Annotated in this window: 16 protein-coding genes; 5 read left to right on the top strand and 11 right to left on the bottom strand. The window is 76.9% G+C overall.

Features of this window, described 5'->3' with window-relative positions; translation table 11 throughout:
- The 3 genes from WAA21_RS11765 to sigE form a co-directional block, all read right to left on the bottom strand.
- A partial coding sequence (locus WAA21_RS11765; RefSeq protein WP_336922999.1) for a twin-arginine translocase TatA/TatE family subunit occupies window positions 1–355 on the bottom strand: 355 nt, incomplete at its 3' end.
- A gap of 49 nt (window positions 356–404) precedes the next feature.
- The gene (locus tag WAA21_RS11760) at window positions 405–2021 is read right to left on the bottom strand and encodes a S1C family serine protease (protein WP_336922998.1); all 1617 of its coding nucleotides are present in this window, start codon (window positions 2019–2021) and stop codon (window positions 405–407) included.
- 100 nt (window positions 2022–2121) lie between these two features.
- Entirely contained in the window at window positions 2122–2742 is a 621-nt protein-coding gene (gene sigE / locus WAA21_RS11755) for an RNA polymerase sigma factor SigE (protein WP_336922997.1), read from the bottom strand.
- A gap of 186 nt (window positions 2743–2928) precedes the next feature.
- Here sigE and WAA21_RS11750 point away from each other — a divergent pair, with 186 nt between their 5' ends.
- Window positions 2929–3567 carry an O-methyltransferase gene (locus tag WAA21_RS11750; RefSeq protein ID WP_336922996.1) on the top strand — a complete coding sequence of 213 codons (639 nt, stop codon included), beginning with the start codon at window positions 2929–2931 and terminating at the stop codon, window positions 3565–3567.
- 143 nt (window positions 3568–3710) lie between these two features.
- Here WAA21_RS11750 and WAA21_RS11745 read toward each other — a convergent pair whose 3' ends face one another.
- On the bottom strand, window positions 3711–3878 hold the full coding sequence (locus WAA21_RS11745; protein ID WP_336922995.1) for a DUF3117 domain-containing protein: 168 nt from the start codon (window positions 3876–3878) through the stop codon (window positions 3711–3713).
- 146 nt (window positions 3879–4024) lie between these two features.
- Between WAA21_RS11745 and WAA21_RS11740 the strand changes: the two genes are divergently transcribed.
- Window positions 4025–4879 carry an enoyl-CoA hydratase/isomerase family protein gene (locus tag WAA21_RS11740; protein WP_442893273.1) on the top strand — a complete coding sequence of 285 codons (855 nt, stop codon included), beginning with the start codon at window positions 4025–4027 and terminating at the stop codon, window positions 4877–4879.
- A gap of 20 nt (window positions 4880–4899) precedes the next feature.
- On the opposite strand, the gene WAA21_RS11735 is transcribed toward WAA21_RS11740, so the two are convergent.
- From WAA21_RS11735 to dapE, 7 genes are all read right to left on the bottom strand, one after another.
- Window positions 4900–5487 carry a DNA-3-methyladenine glycosylase I gene (locus WAA21_RS11735; protein WP_336922994.1) on the bottom strand — a complete coding sequence of 196 codons (588 nt, stop codon included), beginning with the start codon at window positions 5485–5487 and terminating at the stop codon, window positions 4900–4902.
- On the bottom strand, window positions 5484–5975 hold the full coding sequence (locus WAA21_RS11730; RefSeq protein WP_336922993.1) for an SRPBCC family protein: 492 nt from the start codon (window positions 5973–5975) through the stop codon (window positions 5484–5486). Before WAA21_RS11730 ends, WAA21_RS11735 begins: the two co-directional genes overlap by 4 nt.
- Window positions 5972–6508 carry a DivIVA domain-containing protein gene (locus WAA21_RS11725; protein ID WP_336922992.1) on the bottom strand — a complete coding sequence of 179 codons (537 nt, stop codon included), beginning with the start codon at window positions 6506–6508 and terminating at the stop codon, window positions 5972–5974. Before WAA21_RS11725 ends, WAA21_RS11730 begins: the two co-directional genes overlap by 4 nt.
- A gap of 24 nt (window positions 6509–6532) precedes the next feature.
- The gene (locus WAA21_RS11720; RefSeq protein WP_336922991.1) at window positions 6533–7627 is read right to left on the bottom strand and encodes a glucosyl-3-phosphoglycerate synthase; all 1095 of its coding nucleotides are present in this window, start codon (window positions 7625–7627) and stop codon (window positions 6533–6535) included.
- On the bottom strand, window positions 7624–8526 hold the full coding sequence (folP, locus tag WAA21_RS11715; protein WP_336922990.1) for a dihydropteroate synthase: 903 nt from the start codon (window positions 8524–8526) through the stop codon (window positions 7624–7626). Before folP ends, WAA21_RS11720 begins: the two co-directional genes overlap by 4 nt.
- A gap of 110 nt (window positions 8527–8636) precedes the next feature.
- Window positions 8637–9428, bottom strand: coding sequence for a TIGR00730 family Rossman fold protein (locus WAA21_RS11710; RefSeq protein WP_336922989.1), 792 nt, complete (start codon window positions 9426–9428; stop codon window positions 8637–8639).
- A 20-nt stretch (window positions 9429–9448) separates the two neighbouring features.
- A complete protein-coding gene (gene dapE / locus WAA21_RS11705) occupies window positions 9449–10570 on the bottom strand; it encodes a succinyl-diaminopimelate desuccinylase (protein ID WP_336922988.1) in 1122 nt (373 codons plus the stop codon).
- A gap of 61 nt (window positions 10571–10631) precedes the next feature.
- On the opposite strand from dapE, the gene dapD reads away from it, so the two are divergent.
- The 3 genes from dapD to WAA21_RS11690 all read left to right on the top strand — a co-directional run bounded on the left by dapD (window position 10632) and on the right by WAA21_RS11690 (window position 14435).
- Window positions 10632–11618, top strand: a complete 987-nt coding sequence (gene dapD / locus WAA21_RS11700) for a 2,3,4,5-tetrahydropyridine-2,6-dicarboxylate N-succinyltransferase (RefSeq protein WP_336922987.1) — start codon at window positions 10632–10634, stop codon at window positions 11616–11618.
- A 10-nt stretch (window positions 11619–11628) separates the two neighbouring features.
- Window positions 11629–12543 carry a hypothetical protein gene (locus WAA21_RS11695; protein ID WP_336922986.1) on the top strand — a complete coding sequence of 305 codons (915 nt, stop codon included), beginning with the start codon at window positions 11629–11631 and terminating at the stop codon, window positions 12541–12543.
- A 113-nt stretch (window positions 12544–12656) separates the two neighbouring features.
- A complete protein-coding gene (locus WAA21_RS11690; RefSeq protein ID WP_336922985.1) occupies window positions 12657–14435 on the top strand; it encodes a DUF1800 domain-containing protein in 1779 nt (592 codons plus the stop codon).
- The last annotated feature ends 7 nt before the right edge of the window (window positions 14436–14442 follow it).

Below are 14442 nucleotides of genomic sequence, written 5' to 3'. Positions count from 1 at the left end.
TGAGGCCCGCCGCGCCCGCGGCGGCCGCGGCGCCCGCCGGACCGGTCCCGCCCGCGGCGGCGCGGCCTCGGGCCGGGCGCGCGTCGTCGTCGTCCTCGAACACGTCGTTGAGCGCGTTCCGCACGATGCGGCGCGGGTGGTACTGCCGGGGGTCGTAGCGGCGCCAGTCCACCTGGTCGAGGTCGATACCGACCTCGTCCTTCATCTGCGCGCTCGCCCCGGTGGCGAAGTCACGGGCGCGCCGCACGAGACGGGCCGCCCCCCGGGCGAGCTCCGGCAGCCGGTCGGGCCCGAGCAGGAGCATGGCGAGCAGCGCGATGACGAGGAACTCGCCGCCGTTGATGTCGAACACCACCGCACCTCCGAGCCGAGGGTAGCCGCGGGCGCCCGGGCCGCGGGACCGCCTAGCCCTGCTCGCCCTCCTCGAGGGTGACCGTCACGTCGAAGACGTCCTCGTCGCGACGCACCGTGAGCGTGACGTCGTCGCCGGGCTGCTGGGCACGGATCGCCACGACCAGCTCGTCGGACTCCGTCACGGGCCGGCCCTCGAAGGCGAGGATGACGTCGCCGGCCTCCAGGCCCGCGAGGTCCGCCGGACCGCCGGGGGTGACCGGCGGCTGGTCGGGGTCGTCGGACTCGGTGACGATCCGCACGCCCTCGCCCTGGTACAGCCGGTCCAGCAGCACCCCGACGACGGGGTAGGTGGCGACGCCGTCCTCGACGAGCTGCTGCGCGGTCCGCGCGGCCTGGTTGCTCGGGATCGAGAAGCCGAGCCCGATGCTGCCGCCCTGCGGCCCGCCGGGCGCCTGCGCGATCGCGCTGTTGACCCCGACGACCTCGCCCCGCAGGTTGACGAGCGGGCCGCCGGAGTTGCCGGGGTTGATGGCCGCGTCGGTCTGGATGGCGTTGATGAAGGCCGTCTGCTGCGTGCCGCCGCCGGCGGACACCGGCCGGTTGAGCGCGCTCACGATGCCCGTCGTCACGGTCGCGTCCAGGCCCAGGGGCGCACCCACGGCCACGACCTGCTCGCCGACGAGCACGCCGTCGGAGTCGCCGAACGGCAGTGCGACGAGCTCGCGGCCCGCGTCGGCGGGGTCGATGCGGATGACGGCGACGTCGTAGGACGCCTCGGCCCCCACGACCTCCGCCTCGGCCTGCGAGCCGTCGGCGAGCTCGACGACGATGTCGTCGGCCGGCTGGTCGCCGCCCGCCGCGATCACGTGGTTGTTCGTGAGGATGAGGCCCTCGGCGTCGATGACGAAGCCGGAGCCGGTGCCCTCGCCCGAGCCGTTCGCGACCCGGATCGACACGACGCTCGGCAGCACGCGGGCCGCGACCTCGGAGACGGCGGCGGGGTCCGCCAGCGGCTCCGCGGCGCCCGCCCCGAACCCGGACCCGGTCGCGTCGCCGGTGTCGGTGCCGGACGTGCCGCTGTCGCCGCGGCCCGGTCCGGCCGCGCCGGCGAGGCCGGTGCGGTCGGCGAGCACCGAGCCGCCCACGCCGCCGAGCGCCCCGGCGAGGAGCGCGAGCAGGACCGTGACGACCACGAGGCCCGCGCGCTCGCGGCGCGGCCGGCGCACGGGGCGTCCCACGGTGTCCGTGCGCGGGGCCGGGTCCGCCCACGGCGCACCCGTCGCGTACGTGCCCTGCGCGGCGCCCGTCGCCCACCCGGCCGAGCCGGCGGCGACGCCGCGGTCCTGGACCGGCGGGTAGGACGGGTACTCCTGGTACGACTGCCCCGACCCGTGCTGCTGCCCGGACCGGGACGGCTCTGCTCGGTACGGGTCGTCGCGGTACGGGGCTGCGCGGTGCGGGTCTGCGCGATAGGGGTCTGCGCGGTACGCGTCGTCGCGCCGGGGCGGCGCGTAGGCGTCGGCCACCCAGCCGTGGGACGGCGCCCCGCGGTCGAGGTCGACCCGGGTCTCGGTGGTGTCGCGCGCGGGCGGGCCGGCCGGCGGCCGGTCGGGCGACTCGTCGGCGGGCGCACCCCAGCGGTGCGGCTCCTGCGGTGGCTGGCTCATCCACGACCTCTCGTACGGCGACGTCACGCGCCCCCACATCCTCGTCCCGGCCGCCGCCCGCCGCACAGGCGGGCCGACCGGGCGCCCGTCCGGGCCGGGCTCAGACCAGTCGGCCGGTGAGCACGGGGCGGACCCCGCCGCGCGTGGGCCGACGGTGCTCCAGCGCCCGGCGCAGCTGCGCGCGGCCGCGGTGGATCCGCGAGCGGACCGTCCCGAGCTTGACCCCGAGCGTCGCCGCGATCTCCTCGTACGTCAGGCCCTCGATGTCGCTGAGCACGACGGCAGCACGGAACTCCGGCGACAGGGCCGCGAGCGCGTCCTGCACGTCGTCGCCGAGGTTGCGGAACTCGTAGGCGCGCTCCGGCCCCGGGTCGGCGCCCGGCAGCCGGTCCGCGGCGTCCTCGGCGAGGGCGTCGGTGCGCTGGCGCTGCTTGCGCCGCACCGTGTCGAGGAAGAGGTTCGTCGTGATGCGGTGCAGCCAGCCCTCGAACGTGCCCGGACGGTAGGAGTCCAGCGACCGGAACACCCGGACGAAGACCTCCTGGGTGATGTCCTCCGCGTCGTGCGGGTTGCCGGTGAGGCGGTAGGCGAGGCGGTAGACCCTGGCCGAGTGGGTGCGCACGACCTCGTCCCAGGTCGGCGGTACCCAGGCAGCGGCCGCGGGGCCGACCTCGTGATCGGCGCTGCTCGCGGTGGCGCGGGTGTCCGTCGCAGTGCTCATTGGGCGACCTCCTGCCGCAGATGGTCACCGCCCAACCTGAGAGGGACCTGGGAGGCGCGACCGACGGGTGGGTGGGACCCGTCACCTGCCGTCACGTGCGTGGTCTCCCCGCGCCGACGGGCGCAAACCCGGCGTCGTGGGTGGCGCGGGCGCGGTCGGACCCCGCCGCGTCACTACGCTGGCGCAATGAGCGCGTCGAAGGCGGCCGGCTGGACCTGGACCGAGTCGTGGGTGGAGGAGTCGCCCGCGGCGCACGACGCGCGCGGACGCGCCGCGGAGCTGGGGACCGGTGCCGTCACGACGGGCACGGGCGCCCTGCTCGCGGTGCTCGCCGCGTCGCTGCAGGCCCGCGCCGTGGTCGACGTCGGCACGGGTGCGGGGGTTGCGGCGCTGCGCATGCTCGAGGCGATGCCGTCCGACGGCGTGCTCACGAGCATCGACGTCGAGGCGGAGCACCAGACGGCGGCGCGCGCGGCCCTGCAGGCCGCGGGCGTGCGTCCCAACCGCGCGCGCATCATCCACGGCGACGCCGCCGACGTGCTGCCGCGGCTGGCCGACGGCGGCTACGACCTCGTGCACGTCGACGTCGACGACACGCGCCTGGGCGGCGCGCTGCTGGACGAGGTGGTGCGGCTGCTGCGCCCGGGCGGGGTGCTCGTCGTCTCCGACGCCCTCGCCGGGGACCGCGTCCCCGACCCGGCCCAGCGCGACCGCCGCACGACGGCCGCCCGGGAGCTCCTGCGTCGGGTCGCGGAGGACGACGGGCTGCTCGCCACGGTGCTGCCGGTCGGCGACGGCGTGCTCGTCGCCGTCCGCCGGCCCTGACCGCCCCGACCGCCTGAGCGGTCCGGGCGCCACCTCACCCCGACCGACGACGACCGGCCCCCGGGCAGGTGCCCGGGGGCCGGTCGTGGAGGGGTGGCGGCCCGTGGCCGCCGGAGCGCGGTGCCGTCGGTCCGGTCGGACCGTCAGGCCACGACGCCCTTGAGGGCGTCACCGAGCTCGCTCGCCTCGGCCGGGGTCATCTCGACCACGAGGCGCCCACCGCCCTCGAGCGGTACGCGCATCACGATCCCGCGGCCCTCCTTGGTGACCTCCAGAGGACCGTCCCCGGTGCGGGGCTTCATCGCGGCCATCATCCACTCCTTCACGTGTCGTGACCTTCCGGTCACGGTCGCAGCCGACCACGGGTGCGCTCGGCGGTGATCCGGCCCATTATCCCCCGTCACCACCCTCCGCGGGCCCCCGCGGCGCCGCCGCACCACCCCGATAGCCTCACCGTGTGACGAGCGGCGCTGCTGGCACCCGACCGGACCCGACGGCCGCCGACGGCGAGGAGGCCGGGTCGTCACCCGGCGTGCGGGTGGAGCGCGACGGGGCGGTCGCCACCCTCGTGCTCGACCGGCCGGGGGCCATGAACTCGCTGACGACCGCCGCGAAGGAGGACCTGCTCGCGGCGGTGTCGGACGTGGCGGCGGACGACTCGGTCCGCTGCGTCGTGCTGACGGGCACCGGACGCGCCTTCTGCGTCGGCCAGGACCTGCGCGAGCACGCCGAGGTCCTCGCCCGGGGCGACGTCGACGCGCTGTGGTCGACGGTGCCGCGCCACTACAACCCTGTCGCCCTCGCGCTCGCGACGATGCCGAAGCCGGTGGTGGCCGCCGTCAACGGCGTCGCGGCGGGGGCCGGGGCCTCCTTCGCGATGGCCGCCGACCTCCGGCTGGTCGCGGAGGGCGCGGGCTTCAACCTGGCGTTCACCGGGATCGGGCTGTCCGCCGACAGCGGGGCGACCTGGCACCTGCAGCGCATCGTCGGCGCCGGACGGGCGCTCGACCTGCTGCTGCGCCCGCGGACGGTGCGGGCGGCCGAGGCGCTCGCGATCGGCCTCGCCACCGAGGTCGTGCCGGACGACGCGCTGCGGGAGCGCGCCGCTGCGGTGGCCGCGGCGCTCGCCGACGGCCCGACCCTCGCCTACGCCGCCGTGCGGCGCGCGGTCGCCTTCTCGGCCTCGCACGACCTCGCCACGTCGCTGGAGCACGAGGCGGGGCTCATGGCGAGCACGGGCGCCACCCGGGACCACGCCGACGCCGTGCGGGCGTTCCTCGCGAAGGAGACCCCGGTCTTCCGGGCCCGCTGAGGCGCGGCGCGCCGGGCGGCTCAGCCGGTGGGCGCGTAGCAGTCGACGAGGTGGTCGTCGACGTAGCCGCACGCCTGCATCGCCGCGTAGGCCGTCGTCGGGCCGACGAAGACGAAGCCCGCACGCTTGAGCGCCTTCGCCAGGGCGGTCGAGTCGGGCGTGCTCGACGGCACGTCCGCGAGGGTCGCCGGGCGGGGCCTGCGCACCGGGCGGTGCTCCTCCAGCAGCGACTCGAGACCGCCGGCGGGGCGCAGCGCCACCGTGGCGGCCGCGTTGCGCACCGTCGCCTCGATCTTGGCGCGGTTGCGGACGATCCCGGGGTCGGCGAGCAGCCGCTCCACCTCGGCGGCGCCGTAGCCCGCGACGACGTCGGCGTCGAAGCCCGCGAAGGCGGCGCGGAACCCCTCGCGCTTGCGGAGGATCGTGAGCCACGACAGCCCCGACTGGAACGCCTCCAGCGTGAGCCGCTCCAGGAGGGCGCGCTCGCCGGCGACCGGCCGGCCCCACTCCTCGTCGTGGTAGCGGCGGTAGTCGGCGGGCCGGTCGCCCCACGGGCAGCGCACGAGCCCGTCGTCACCGACGACCGCACCGGACTCCGTGGGCGTCACCGCCGCTCCGCCTCCACCTCGCGCGCGAGCGCGCGCAGCACGCCGCCGAAGGCGAGCCGTCCCGCGAGCGGCACGAGCGGCCCGGTCAGCCGGCGCAGCGCGCGGGGGCCGACCTCGATGTCCTCCCACCACACGACCCACGTCCTCGGCGGCGCGGCGGACGAGGTGCCGACCGGCTCGACCGCGAAGCGCGCCCGCCCGCGCACGTGACGGCCCAGCTTGCGGACCTCGCAGAACCCGGGCCCGCCGCCGCGCGGCGGCTCCCAGCGGACCACCTCCATCGGGTCGTCGAAGCCGATCCGGTCCAGCCCGACCGTCGCCAGCGACGTGCGGCCCACGAAGCGGGCGCCCACGCCGTCGGCGCGGGGGGTGAGGACGCGGACGGTGGTACCCGGCGCCCACCGGGAGTGCGACGGCCAGTCGGTGAGCCGCGCCCACACCTGCTCGGGGGTGGCGGCGACCTCGCGCGCGACCTCGAAGGCCGTCACGGCCGGCGGTCGGTCGGCTCGACGGGCGAGCCCGTCGGCTCGGTCGGCTCGGTCGGCTCGGTCGGCTCGACGGGCGGGTCGGTCGGCTCTATGGCCGGCCCGGTCGGCTCAGTCGGCTCAGTCGGCTCGGTCGCGTGGGTCGGCTCAGTCGGCTCGGTCGGCTCGGTCGGCTCCGTCGGCTCGGTCGGCTCGGTCGGCTCGGTCGGCTCGAGGGCGACGGCCTCGCCGGGCTCGACGGCAGCGGAGGCCTCACCGGGCTCGAGCTGCCGCCGCAGGCGCTCGATCTCCTCGTCCTTCGCGGCGATGAGGTCGCGCGCCTGGTCGAGGACGTCGTCGACCTGGTCCATGCGGTAGCCGCGCAGCGCCACCGCGAACCGCGCGCGGTCGAGGTCGCGCGCGGCGGCGACGTCGGCCTCCAGGGGCGGGGCGACGTCGTCGGAGGCCGGGACCAGGCCGCCGCTCAGCCGGCCGAGCGCGAGCGCGACGACCCCGCCGACGGCGAGCACGAGCAGCACGACGAGCACGAGGTCCACGGCACGGATCGTCCCACGAGCCGTTCAGGCGGTGCGCTGCCCCACGCCCGCCGGCCACGTCCCGGCGCCGAGGGAGGCGAGGACCTCGGCCATCGGGGGGCGGTCGTGGACCATGACGTGGGTCGTCTCCGCCTGCCAGCGCCCGTCGGGGGCCTGGTCGAACTGGACGAGGTCGACCCCGCCGTCGGCCCCCGGCCCGCCGCGCGCGATGGCCCGCGCGAGCTCCAGCGCCGCGGTCCGCCGCGCGATGGTGAGCATGATCTCCTGCGCGGCGACGCCGAGGGACAGCAGGTCGCGGTGCCGGTGCTTGCGCACGCCCACGTCGACCTGCGCGATCGCGTCGAGGCCCTTGGCCGCGAGGGTGTCGAGCAGGAGCCCGACCTCCACGCCGTAGCCGCCCGCGAACGGCACCTGCTCGAGCAGCTCCCGGGTGCCGGCGTACTCCCCGCCGAGCGGCTGCACGACACCGCCGAGCTCGGGCGCGAACGTCGCGAGGGCCGGCCGCGCGAGCAGCTCGGTGACACGGCCGCCGCCCGCGCGCTGGGTCGCCTGCTCCAGGCGCAGCGGCCGGGCGTAGAACGCCTTGACCAGGTGCACGCCCTCCTCGCGCAGGATCGGCCCGAGGAGGCCGACGACGAGGCTCGCGTGGACGTCGACGAGGTCGGAGTCGGCGTACACGACGACGTCGGCGTCGGTGGCGCGCAGCGCCCGCCACAGAACCTCGCCCTTGCCGGGGCGGACCGGCACCTCCGGCAGCGCGTCCTCCCGCGTGACGACCCGCGCGCCCGCCTCGAGGGCGACCTCGCGGGTGCGGTCGGTGGAGCCGGAGTCGACGACGACGACCTCGTCGACGAGCGGGCCGAGGCCCGGCCCCTGGCGCAGGGTGAGCGGCAGGAAGGCCCGGATGACGCCCGCGACCGTCCGCTCCTCGTCGAGCGCCGGGAGCACGACGGCGACCCGGCGACCCTCCTTGGCCCGGACGAGGTCCTGCGCGGACCACGTGACGTCGTGCCACGTGCGCCTCGCGAACCAGTCCGCGAGCCCCGGCACGCCGAGGGTCTCCGGCACCGGCGGCGCCGCGGGCGGCGGCGGGAGCGGCCGGGCCGCGCGCGGGTTCACGCGAGGCCCCGCAGGGCGCGCGGCGGGACGAGGTCGCCGCGGACGGCGGCGACGACGTCGAGCGCGCGCCGGGTGGCGCGCGCGTCGTGGCAGCGGAACACGGTGGCGCCCTGCCAGGCGGCGATCGCGGTGGCGGCCAAGGTGCCCTCCAGTCGGTCGTCGGGTGGGAGGTCGAGCGTCTCCCCGATGAAGTCCTTGCGGCTGAGCGCCATGAGGACCGGGTGCCCCAGGGCGACGACCGCGTCGGTGCGCCGCACGAGGGCGAGGCTGTGCCAGGTGTTCTTGCCGAAGTCGTGCGTGGGGTCGACGAGCACCGAGCGGGGGTCGACGCCCGCCGCGACGGCGCGCGCGGCCCCGGTCGCGAGGGTGCGGACGACGTCGGTGACGACGCCGTCGCGCTCGTGGCCGTACGTCACCCGGAACGGCCGGGTGCGCGGGCGCGCGCCGCCGGTGTGCGAGACGACGTAGCCCGCGCCGTGCCGGGCGGCGACGTGGACGAGGTCGGGGTCGTGTCCCGCCCACGTGTCGTTGACGAGACCGGCGCCGGCGCGGCACGCGTGCTCGGCGACCCCGGCGCGCCACGTGTCGACGCTCACGACGACCCGGGGGTGGCGCGCCCTGACGGTCTCGACGAAGCCGACGACCCGGTCGACCTCCTCCTGCTCGCCCACCTCCTCGCCGGGTCCGGCCTTGACGCCACCGACGTCCACGACGTCGGCGCCGCCGTCGACCGCCTCGTCGAGCGCGGCGAGGGCGACGTCGTCGTCGAGCTGGCGGGCGCCGGCCCAGAAGGAGTCCGGCGTGCGGTTGACGACGGCCATGACGACGGCGCGGCCGCGCGCGAAGCCGCGCCCGCCGAGGACCAGCGCGGCGTCGGCAGCCACCTCGGTGCCCGTCATGCCGAGGAGACTGCCAGCCGGCCGGCGGCTGGGCACCGGTGGACCTCACATCGTCACGACAACGTCACGCGCCCGTCACACGGGCGCGGTGCCCTCCCTCGGCCCCGCCCTCAGTCCCGCGGGCGCGGGGTGGTGCGGTGCGCCCGGACCATCAGGTCCACGGCCTCGGCGGGGTCGTCGGTGAGGTGCAGCAGGTCGAGGTCGCGCGGGCTGATGGTGCCCGCGGACAGCTGCGTGTCCCGCACCCAGTCGACGAGGCCGCCCCAGTACGCGGTCCCCAGCAGCACGAGCGGGAACGCCTTGACCTTGCCGGTCTGCACGAGCGTGAGCGCCTCGAACAGCTCGTCGAGCGTGCCGAAACCGCCGGGCAGCACGACGAAGCCCTGGGAGTACTTGAGGAACATCGTCTTGCGGGCGAAGAAGTAGCGGAAGTTCACGGCGAGGTCGACCCACTCGTTCATGCCCTGCTCGTGCGGCAGCTCGATGCCGAGGCCGACGCTCGTGCCGCCCGCCTCGCACGCGCCCCGGTTCGCCGCCTCCATGAGGCCGGGGCCTCCACCCGTGACGACGGCGAAGCCCGCCTCCACGAGCCGGCGCCCCACCTCGACGCCGGTCCGGTACTCCTCGGTGCCGACGGGCGTGCGGGCGGAGCCGAAGACGCTGACGGCGGGGCCGAGCTCGGCGAGCGCACCGAAGCCCTCGACGAACTCGCTCTGGATGCGGAGCACGCGCCACGGGTCGGAGTGGACCCAGTCCGCCCTGCCGGGGGTGGCGAGCAGCCGCTCGTCGGTCGTCTCCTCGGGTACCTGCGAGCGGCGGAAGCCGATGGGCCCGCGGCGGTACCACGGGTCCTGCTGCGGGCCCTGGACCTCCGAGGACGGGTTGAGAGGCTCGGTGCTCATGGGTGAAGGCTGCCGGGCGCTCAGCCGCGCAGCCACCGCACGAGCGCGTCGGCGCACTGCGTGAGCTGGCGCACCGGCACGCGCTCGTCGTCGGCGTGGGCGAGCTGCGGGTCGCCGGGACCGAAGTTGAGGGCCGGCACGCCGAGCGCGGCGAAGCGGGCGACGTCGGTCCAGCCGAGCTTGGCCCGGGGCGGCTGCCCCGTCACGGGTGCGACCGCCTCTACGAAGGCGCGCGCGGCCGGGCGGTCCAGGCCCGGGCGGGCGCCCGCGGCCTCGTCGGTCAGCGCGAGCCCGACGTCGAGCCCCGCGAGGACCTCGCGGACGTGGTCGAGGGCCTCGGCGGGGCTGCGGTCGGGGGCGAAGCGGTGGTTGAGCTCGACGACGCACGTGTCGGGCACGACGTTGCCGGCGATGCCGCCGCGGATGCCGACCGCCTGCAGGCCCTCGTGGTAGCGCAGGCCGTCGACCTCCGGCTCGCGCGGGGTGTACGCCGCGAGCCGGGCGAGCACCTCGTGCGCGGCGTGCACCGCGTTGACCCCGCGCCAGGCCCGTGCGGAGTGCGCGGCGCGCCCGCGCAGCGTGACGTCCACCCGCAGCGTGCCCTGGCAGCCGCCCTCGACGAGGCCCTCGGTCGGCTCGCCGAGCACGGCGAGGTCCGCGGCGAGCCAGTCCGGCGCCGTCCGGGCGAGGCGACCGAGGCCGTTGCGCGCGGACTCCACCTCCTCGCAGTCGTAGAACACGTACGTGACGTCGCGGACCGGCTCGGGCACCGTGCACGCCGCGAAGAGCGCCATCGCGACGCCGCCCTTCATGTCGGTGGTCCCCCGGCCCCACAGCACCTCGCCGCCGGCGGGGTCGTCGCCCTCGCCGGGCGCCGCGGTCCACGACGGCAGGTTCCGCGCGACGGGCACCGTGTCGAGGTGCCCCGCCACGACGACCCGCTCGGCGCGCCCGAGCGAGGTGCGCGCGAGCACCGCGTCGCCGTCTCGGCGGACCTCCAGGTGCGGCTGCGCCCGCAGCAGCGCCTCGACCGCGTCGGCGAGGTCGCGCTCGGCCCCCGACACGCTCGGGATGTCGACGAGCGCGCGGGTGAGGGCGACCGGGTCGTCGACGGGCAGGTCCTGCAGCGGGGGCACGGTCACCGCCCGACCGTAGCGAGCCGGGGACCGGGCGCCCGGCCCGGCGCTGTCTAGGCTGTCGCGCATGAGCCGCACCGCCTCCGGTACCGCACTCGTCACCGTCGTGGACGGCGCCGTCCACGGCGCCGAGCAGGACGGGAGCGTCCTGGACGCGTGGTTCCCCGCGCCCGCGCTCGGCGAGCCCGCCGGCGAGACCGGGCCCGTCGCGTGGTCGGACCACCTCACGGCGCTCGCGGTGCCGGACGAGGCCCGCGGCGTGCGCCGCGAGGTGCGCGACGTGACCGTCGACCTCGACGCGGCCCCCGCCGACGCCGTCGACGCCTACCTGCGCCTGCACCTGCTCTCGGCGCGCGTCGTGCGCCCGCACGAGGTCAACCTCGACGGCATCTTCGCCACCCTGTCGACGGTCGTGTGGACCTCGCACGGGCCGTGCCCGGTCGAGGGCTTCGCGCTCACGAAGGTGCGCGTGCAGGAGGCCAACCCGGGCGAGCGGGTCGTCGTCACCGCCGTCGACAAGTTCCCGCGCATGACGGACTACGTCGTGCCGACGGGGGTGCGCATCGGTGACGCCGACCGCGTGCGCCTCGGCGCGCACCTGGCGGAGGGCACCGTCGTCATGCACGAGGGCTTCGTCAACTACAACGCCGGCACCCTCGGGCGGTCCATGGTCGAGGGCCGCATCAGCGCCGGGGTCGTCGTCGGCGCCGGCTCCGACGTCGGCGGCGGCGCGTCGATCATGGGGACGCTGTCCGGGGGCGGCAGCGAGGTCATCCGCCTGGGCGAGCGCTGCCTGCTCGGCGCCAACGCCGGTCTCGGCATCAGCCTGGGCGACGACTGCGTCGTCGAGGCCGGCCTGTACCTGACCGCCGCCACCAAGGTGGCCCTGCTGCCGGGCGCCCTGCCGAACCAGGCGTCGAAGACGGTCGTCAAGGCCTCGGAGCTGAGCGGGGCGAGCGGCCTGCTGTTCCGGCGCAACTCCGTCACGGGGCAGGTCGAGGGCCTGCCGCGCCACGGCGTCGGGGTGACGCTCAACCCCGCGCTGCACGGCTGAGGGCGGCACGGTGCGCGGCGTCGCCACCGTGCTCGTGCTGCTCGTGCTCGTCGTCGTGGCGGTCGTGGGCGTCGGGGCGCTGCTCGCCCGGTTCATGGGACCGACCGAGCTCGCGGTGCGGGAGCGGTGCCGCGCCGAGGTGCCGGTGCCCGGCGGTGACGGCGACGTGTACGCGGCGTCGTTCGCCCCCGACCAGACGGCCACCGCCGCGCTCGTCGTGGGCGTGGCCAACCGCCGCGGCCTGCCGGCACGCGCCGGCACCATCGGCGTGGCCACGGCCGTGCAGGAGTCGAGCCTGCGCAACATCGACTACGGCGACCGCGACTCGCTCGGGCTGTTCCAGCAGCGTCCCTCGCAGGGCTGGGGCAGCGCCGAGCAGGTGCAGGACCCGCTGTACGCGACCGGCGCGTTCTACGACGCCCTCGTCGAGGTCGACGGCTGGCAGGACCGCGAGGTGACCGACGCCGCGCAACGGGTGCAGCGCTCGGCCTTCCCGGAGGCCTACGGCGACCACGAGCCGGAGGGCCGCGCGCTGGCGTCGAGCTTCTACGGCCTGTCGCAGGCCAGCCTGTGGTGCGAGCTCGGACCGGTCGAGGACCCGCCGGACGACCCCGCCGCCGAGGTCGAGCGCCTCGTCGCCGCCCTCGAGGTCGCCGGGCCCGCCGGGTGGGCGGTGACCTCGGAGCCCGCCGAGCACGCCGAGGGCGTGCTCCGGCTGACGGTCGAGCCGGCCGCGGAGCCCGACCGGGCGCGGTGGGCCGTCGCCCACACGGTCGTCGCGCTCGCCGCGGCCCACGACGTGACCGCGGTCGAGGCCGACGGCCGCCGGTGGACGCGCGAGTCGGGCGCGGCGGGCTGGGCGGAGGCCGGCGAGCCGGGCGGGGCGGGCGTCACCGTGCGCCTCGCGACGCCGCAGGCGGGCTGAGCCCGGTCGGGTGACGGCGCGGGAGCCCGCTCAACGCGCCGACCGTGGCCGTCGAGACACCACGCGAAGGGCGCGCGGCGGGGACGTCCCGCCGCGTCCCCCGCGGAGGTCTCGTGGCGACAGACAGCCAGCCGGTGACGACGGGCACCACGGGCACGACGAGCACGACGAGCACGACGAGCACGACGAGCACGACGGGCCCGACGGGGGCGCCCGGGACCACGGGCGCACCCGCGGCCCCCGGCGCCGCCCGCCGCGCCGTCGTGGTCGGGGCCGGGGCGGCGCTGGTCGCCGGTCTGCTCTCCCCCGCCTCCGCCGCGACGGCCGGGACCCGCCGGGCGGTGCGGACGGTCCCCGCCCCGCGCCGCCGGGTGACCGGGGCGGCGCGCACCGTCCGACCGACCGCCCCCGCACCGACGTCGCCGACCTCACCCGCCCCCGGCCCCGCCCCCAGCCCCGCACCGGCGGCCCGGGACGTCGAGCACCTGCTGCGGCGCGCGACCTACGGCCCCACCCCCACGAGCCTCGCCGAGGCGAGGCGGCTGGGCGCGGCCGCGTGGGTCGAGGCGCAGCTGCGGCCGGCCGGCGTGGCGGACCCGGTCGGGGACCGCATCGACGCGGCGCACCCGGGGCTGTTCCTGTCCGTGCCGGAGACCCGGACGTTCTACGACGACGAGTTCTGGACGATGAACCAGCACCTGCAGCGGTGGCGGCTGCTGCGCGGGGCGTGGAGCACGCGGCAGCTGCACGAGGTCATGAGCGACCTCATGCACAACCACGTCAACGTGCCGGTGGGCCCGGACGGGCCGGCGGGGCACTCGCTGCACCGCTACCACCACGACGTCGTGCGCGCGCACTGCCTCGGCTCCTTCGCCGACCTGCTCGTCGCCAGCGCCGAGCACCCGGCGATGCTGCACTACCTCAACGCGAGCACGTCGACGCGGAAGTCGCCGAACGAGAACTACGCGCGCGAGCTGCTCGAGCTGCACACGGTCGGGGTCGGGACGCACACCGAGGCCGACGTCAAGGCGGTCGCGCTGCTGCTCACGGGCTGGCGCACCCGCTGGCCGTGGGAGTCCTCCCCCGCCGAGGTCGCGCCCTACGCCGCCTGGTTCGACCCCAACCGGCACCACGTCGGCGCGGTCACCGTGCTGGGCCGCACCTTCGCCAACGCCTCCGCCGACGGCCGCGCGGAGATCCGGACGTTCCTGCGCTGGCTCGCGGGCCTGCCCGCGACGGCGACCCACGTGTGCCGCCGCATCGCCACGCACTTCGTCGCCGACACCCCGCCGGAGGACCTCGTCGCACGGCTCGCGCAGGTCTACAGCACCTCGGGCACCCGGCTGGACGCCGTGCTGCGGGCGATGTTCGCCGACCCGGCCTTCGAGGCGGCGACGGGCACCAAGGTGCGACGGCCCCTGGAGCGGCACCTCGCGACCCTGCGCCTGCTCGTGCCGCAGCCGAACCTCGACCGGCTCGCTTACGACTACCTGCTGTGGCAGAGCCCGGCCGGGCACCGCCCGCTCGCGTGGTCCCCGCCGGACGGCTACCCCGACACCGCCGCGGAGTGGCGGTCGGCGGGGCAGGCGCTCGCCCACGTCACCTCGGCGCTGCAGGTCATGCGGGGCTGGATGGACGAGCTCACCGGGCAGCCCTTCGTCGAGGCGGTGCTCGCTACCGGCGCCGCCGACCTGCCGCGCATCACCGACGAGGTCGCCCGCCGCATCCTGCTGCGTCCCGCGACGGCCGCGGAGGTCGAGTCGGCCCGCCTGCTGATTGCGGGCTCGCCGATCGCCGGCAGCAGGCAGCCCTGGGGCGAGTGGGACCGCCGTCGCGCGGTCTGGTGGGTCACCGCCCTCTTCCTCGCCCACCCCCGCGTCATCGAGCGCTGAGACGGAG

Source organism: Aquipuribacter sp. SD81 (assembly GCF_037153975.1).
Classification (GTDB): Bacteria; Actinomycetota; Actinomycetes; order Actinomycetales; family JBBAYJ01; genus Aquipuribacter.
The sequence above is the reverse complement of the archived record's forward strand: the minus strand, read 5'-3'. Positions and strand labels throughout refer to the sequence as shown.

What these genes read in the sequence shown, in the direction of transcription:
- WAA21_RS11745 (WP_336922995.1), bottom strand. Translation starts at nt 3,878, where the DNA reads ATGGCCGCGATGAAGCCCCGCACCGGGGACGGTCCTCTGGAGGTCACC.
- WAA21_RS11750 (WP_336922996.1), top strand. Translation starts at nt 2,929, where the DNA reads ATGAGCGCGTCGAAGGCGGCCGGCTGGACCTGGACCGAGTCGTGGGTG.
- folP (WP_336922990.1), bottom strand. Translation starts at nt 8,526, where the DNA reads ATGACGGGCACCGAGGTGGCTGCCGACGCCGCGCTGGTCCTCGGCGGG.
- dapD (WP_336922987.1), top strand. Translation starts at nt 10,632, where the DNA reads ATGAGCCGCACCGCCTCCGGTACCGCACTCGTCACCGTCGTGGACGGC.
- WAA21_RS11710 (WP_336922989.1), bottom strand. Translation starts at nt 9,428, where the DNA reads ATGAGCACCGAGCCTCTCAACCCGTCCTCGGAGGTCCAGGGCCCGCAG.
- WAA21_RS11760 (WP_336922998.1), bottom strand. Translation starts at nt 2,021, where the DNA reads ATGAGCCAGCCACCGCAGGAGCCGCACCGCTGGGGTGCGCCCGCCGAC.
- sigE (WP_336922997.1), bottom strand. Translation starts at nt 2,742, where the DNA reads ATGAGCACTGCGACGGACACCCGCGCCACCGCGAGCAGCGCCGATCAC.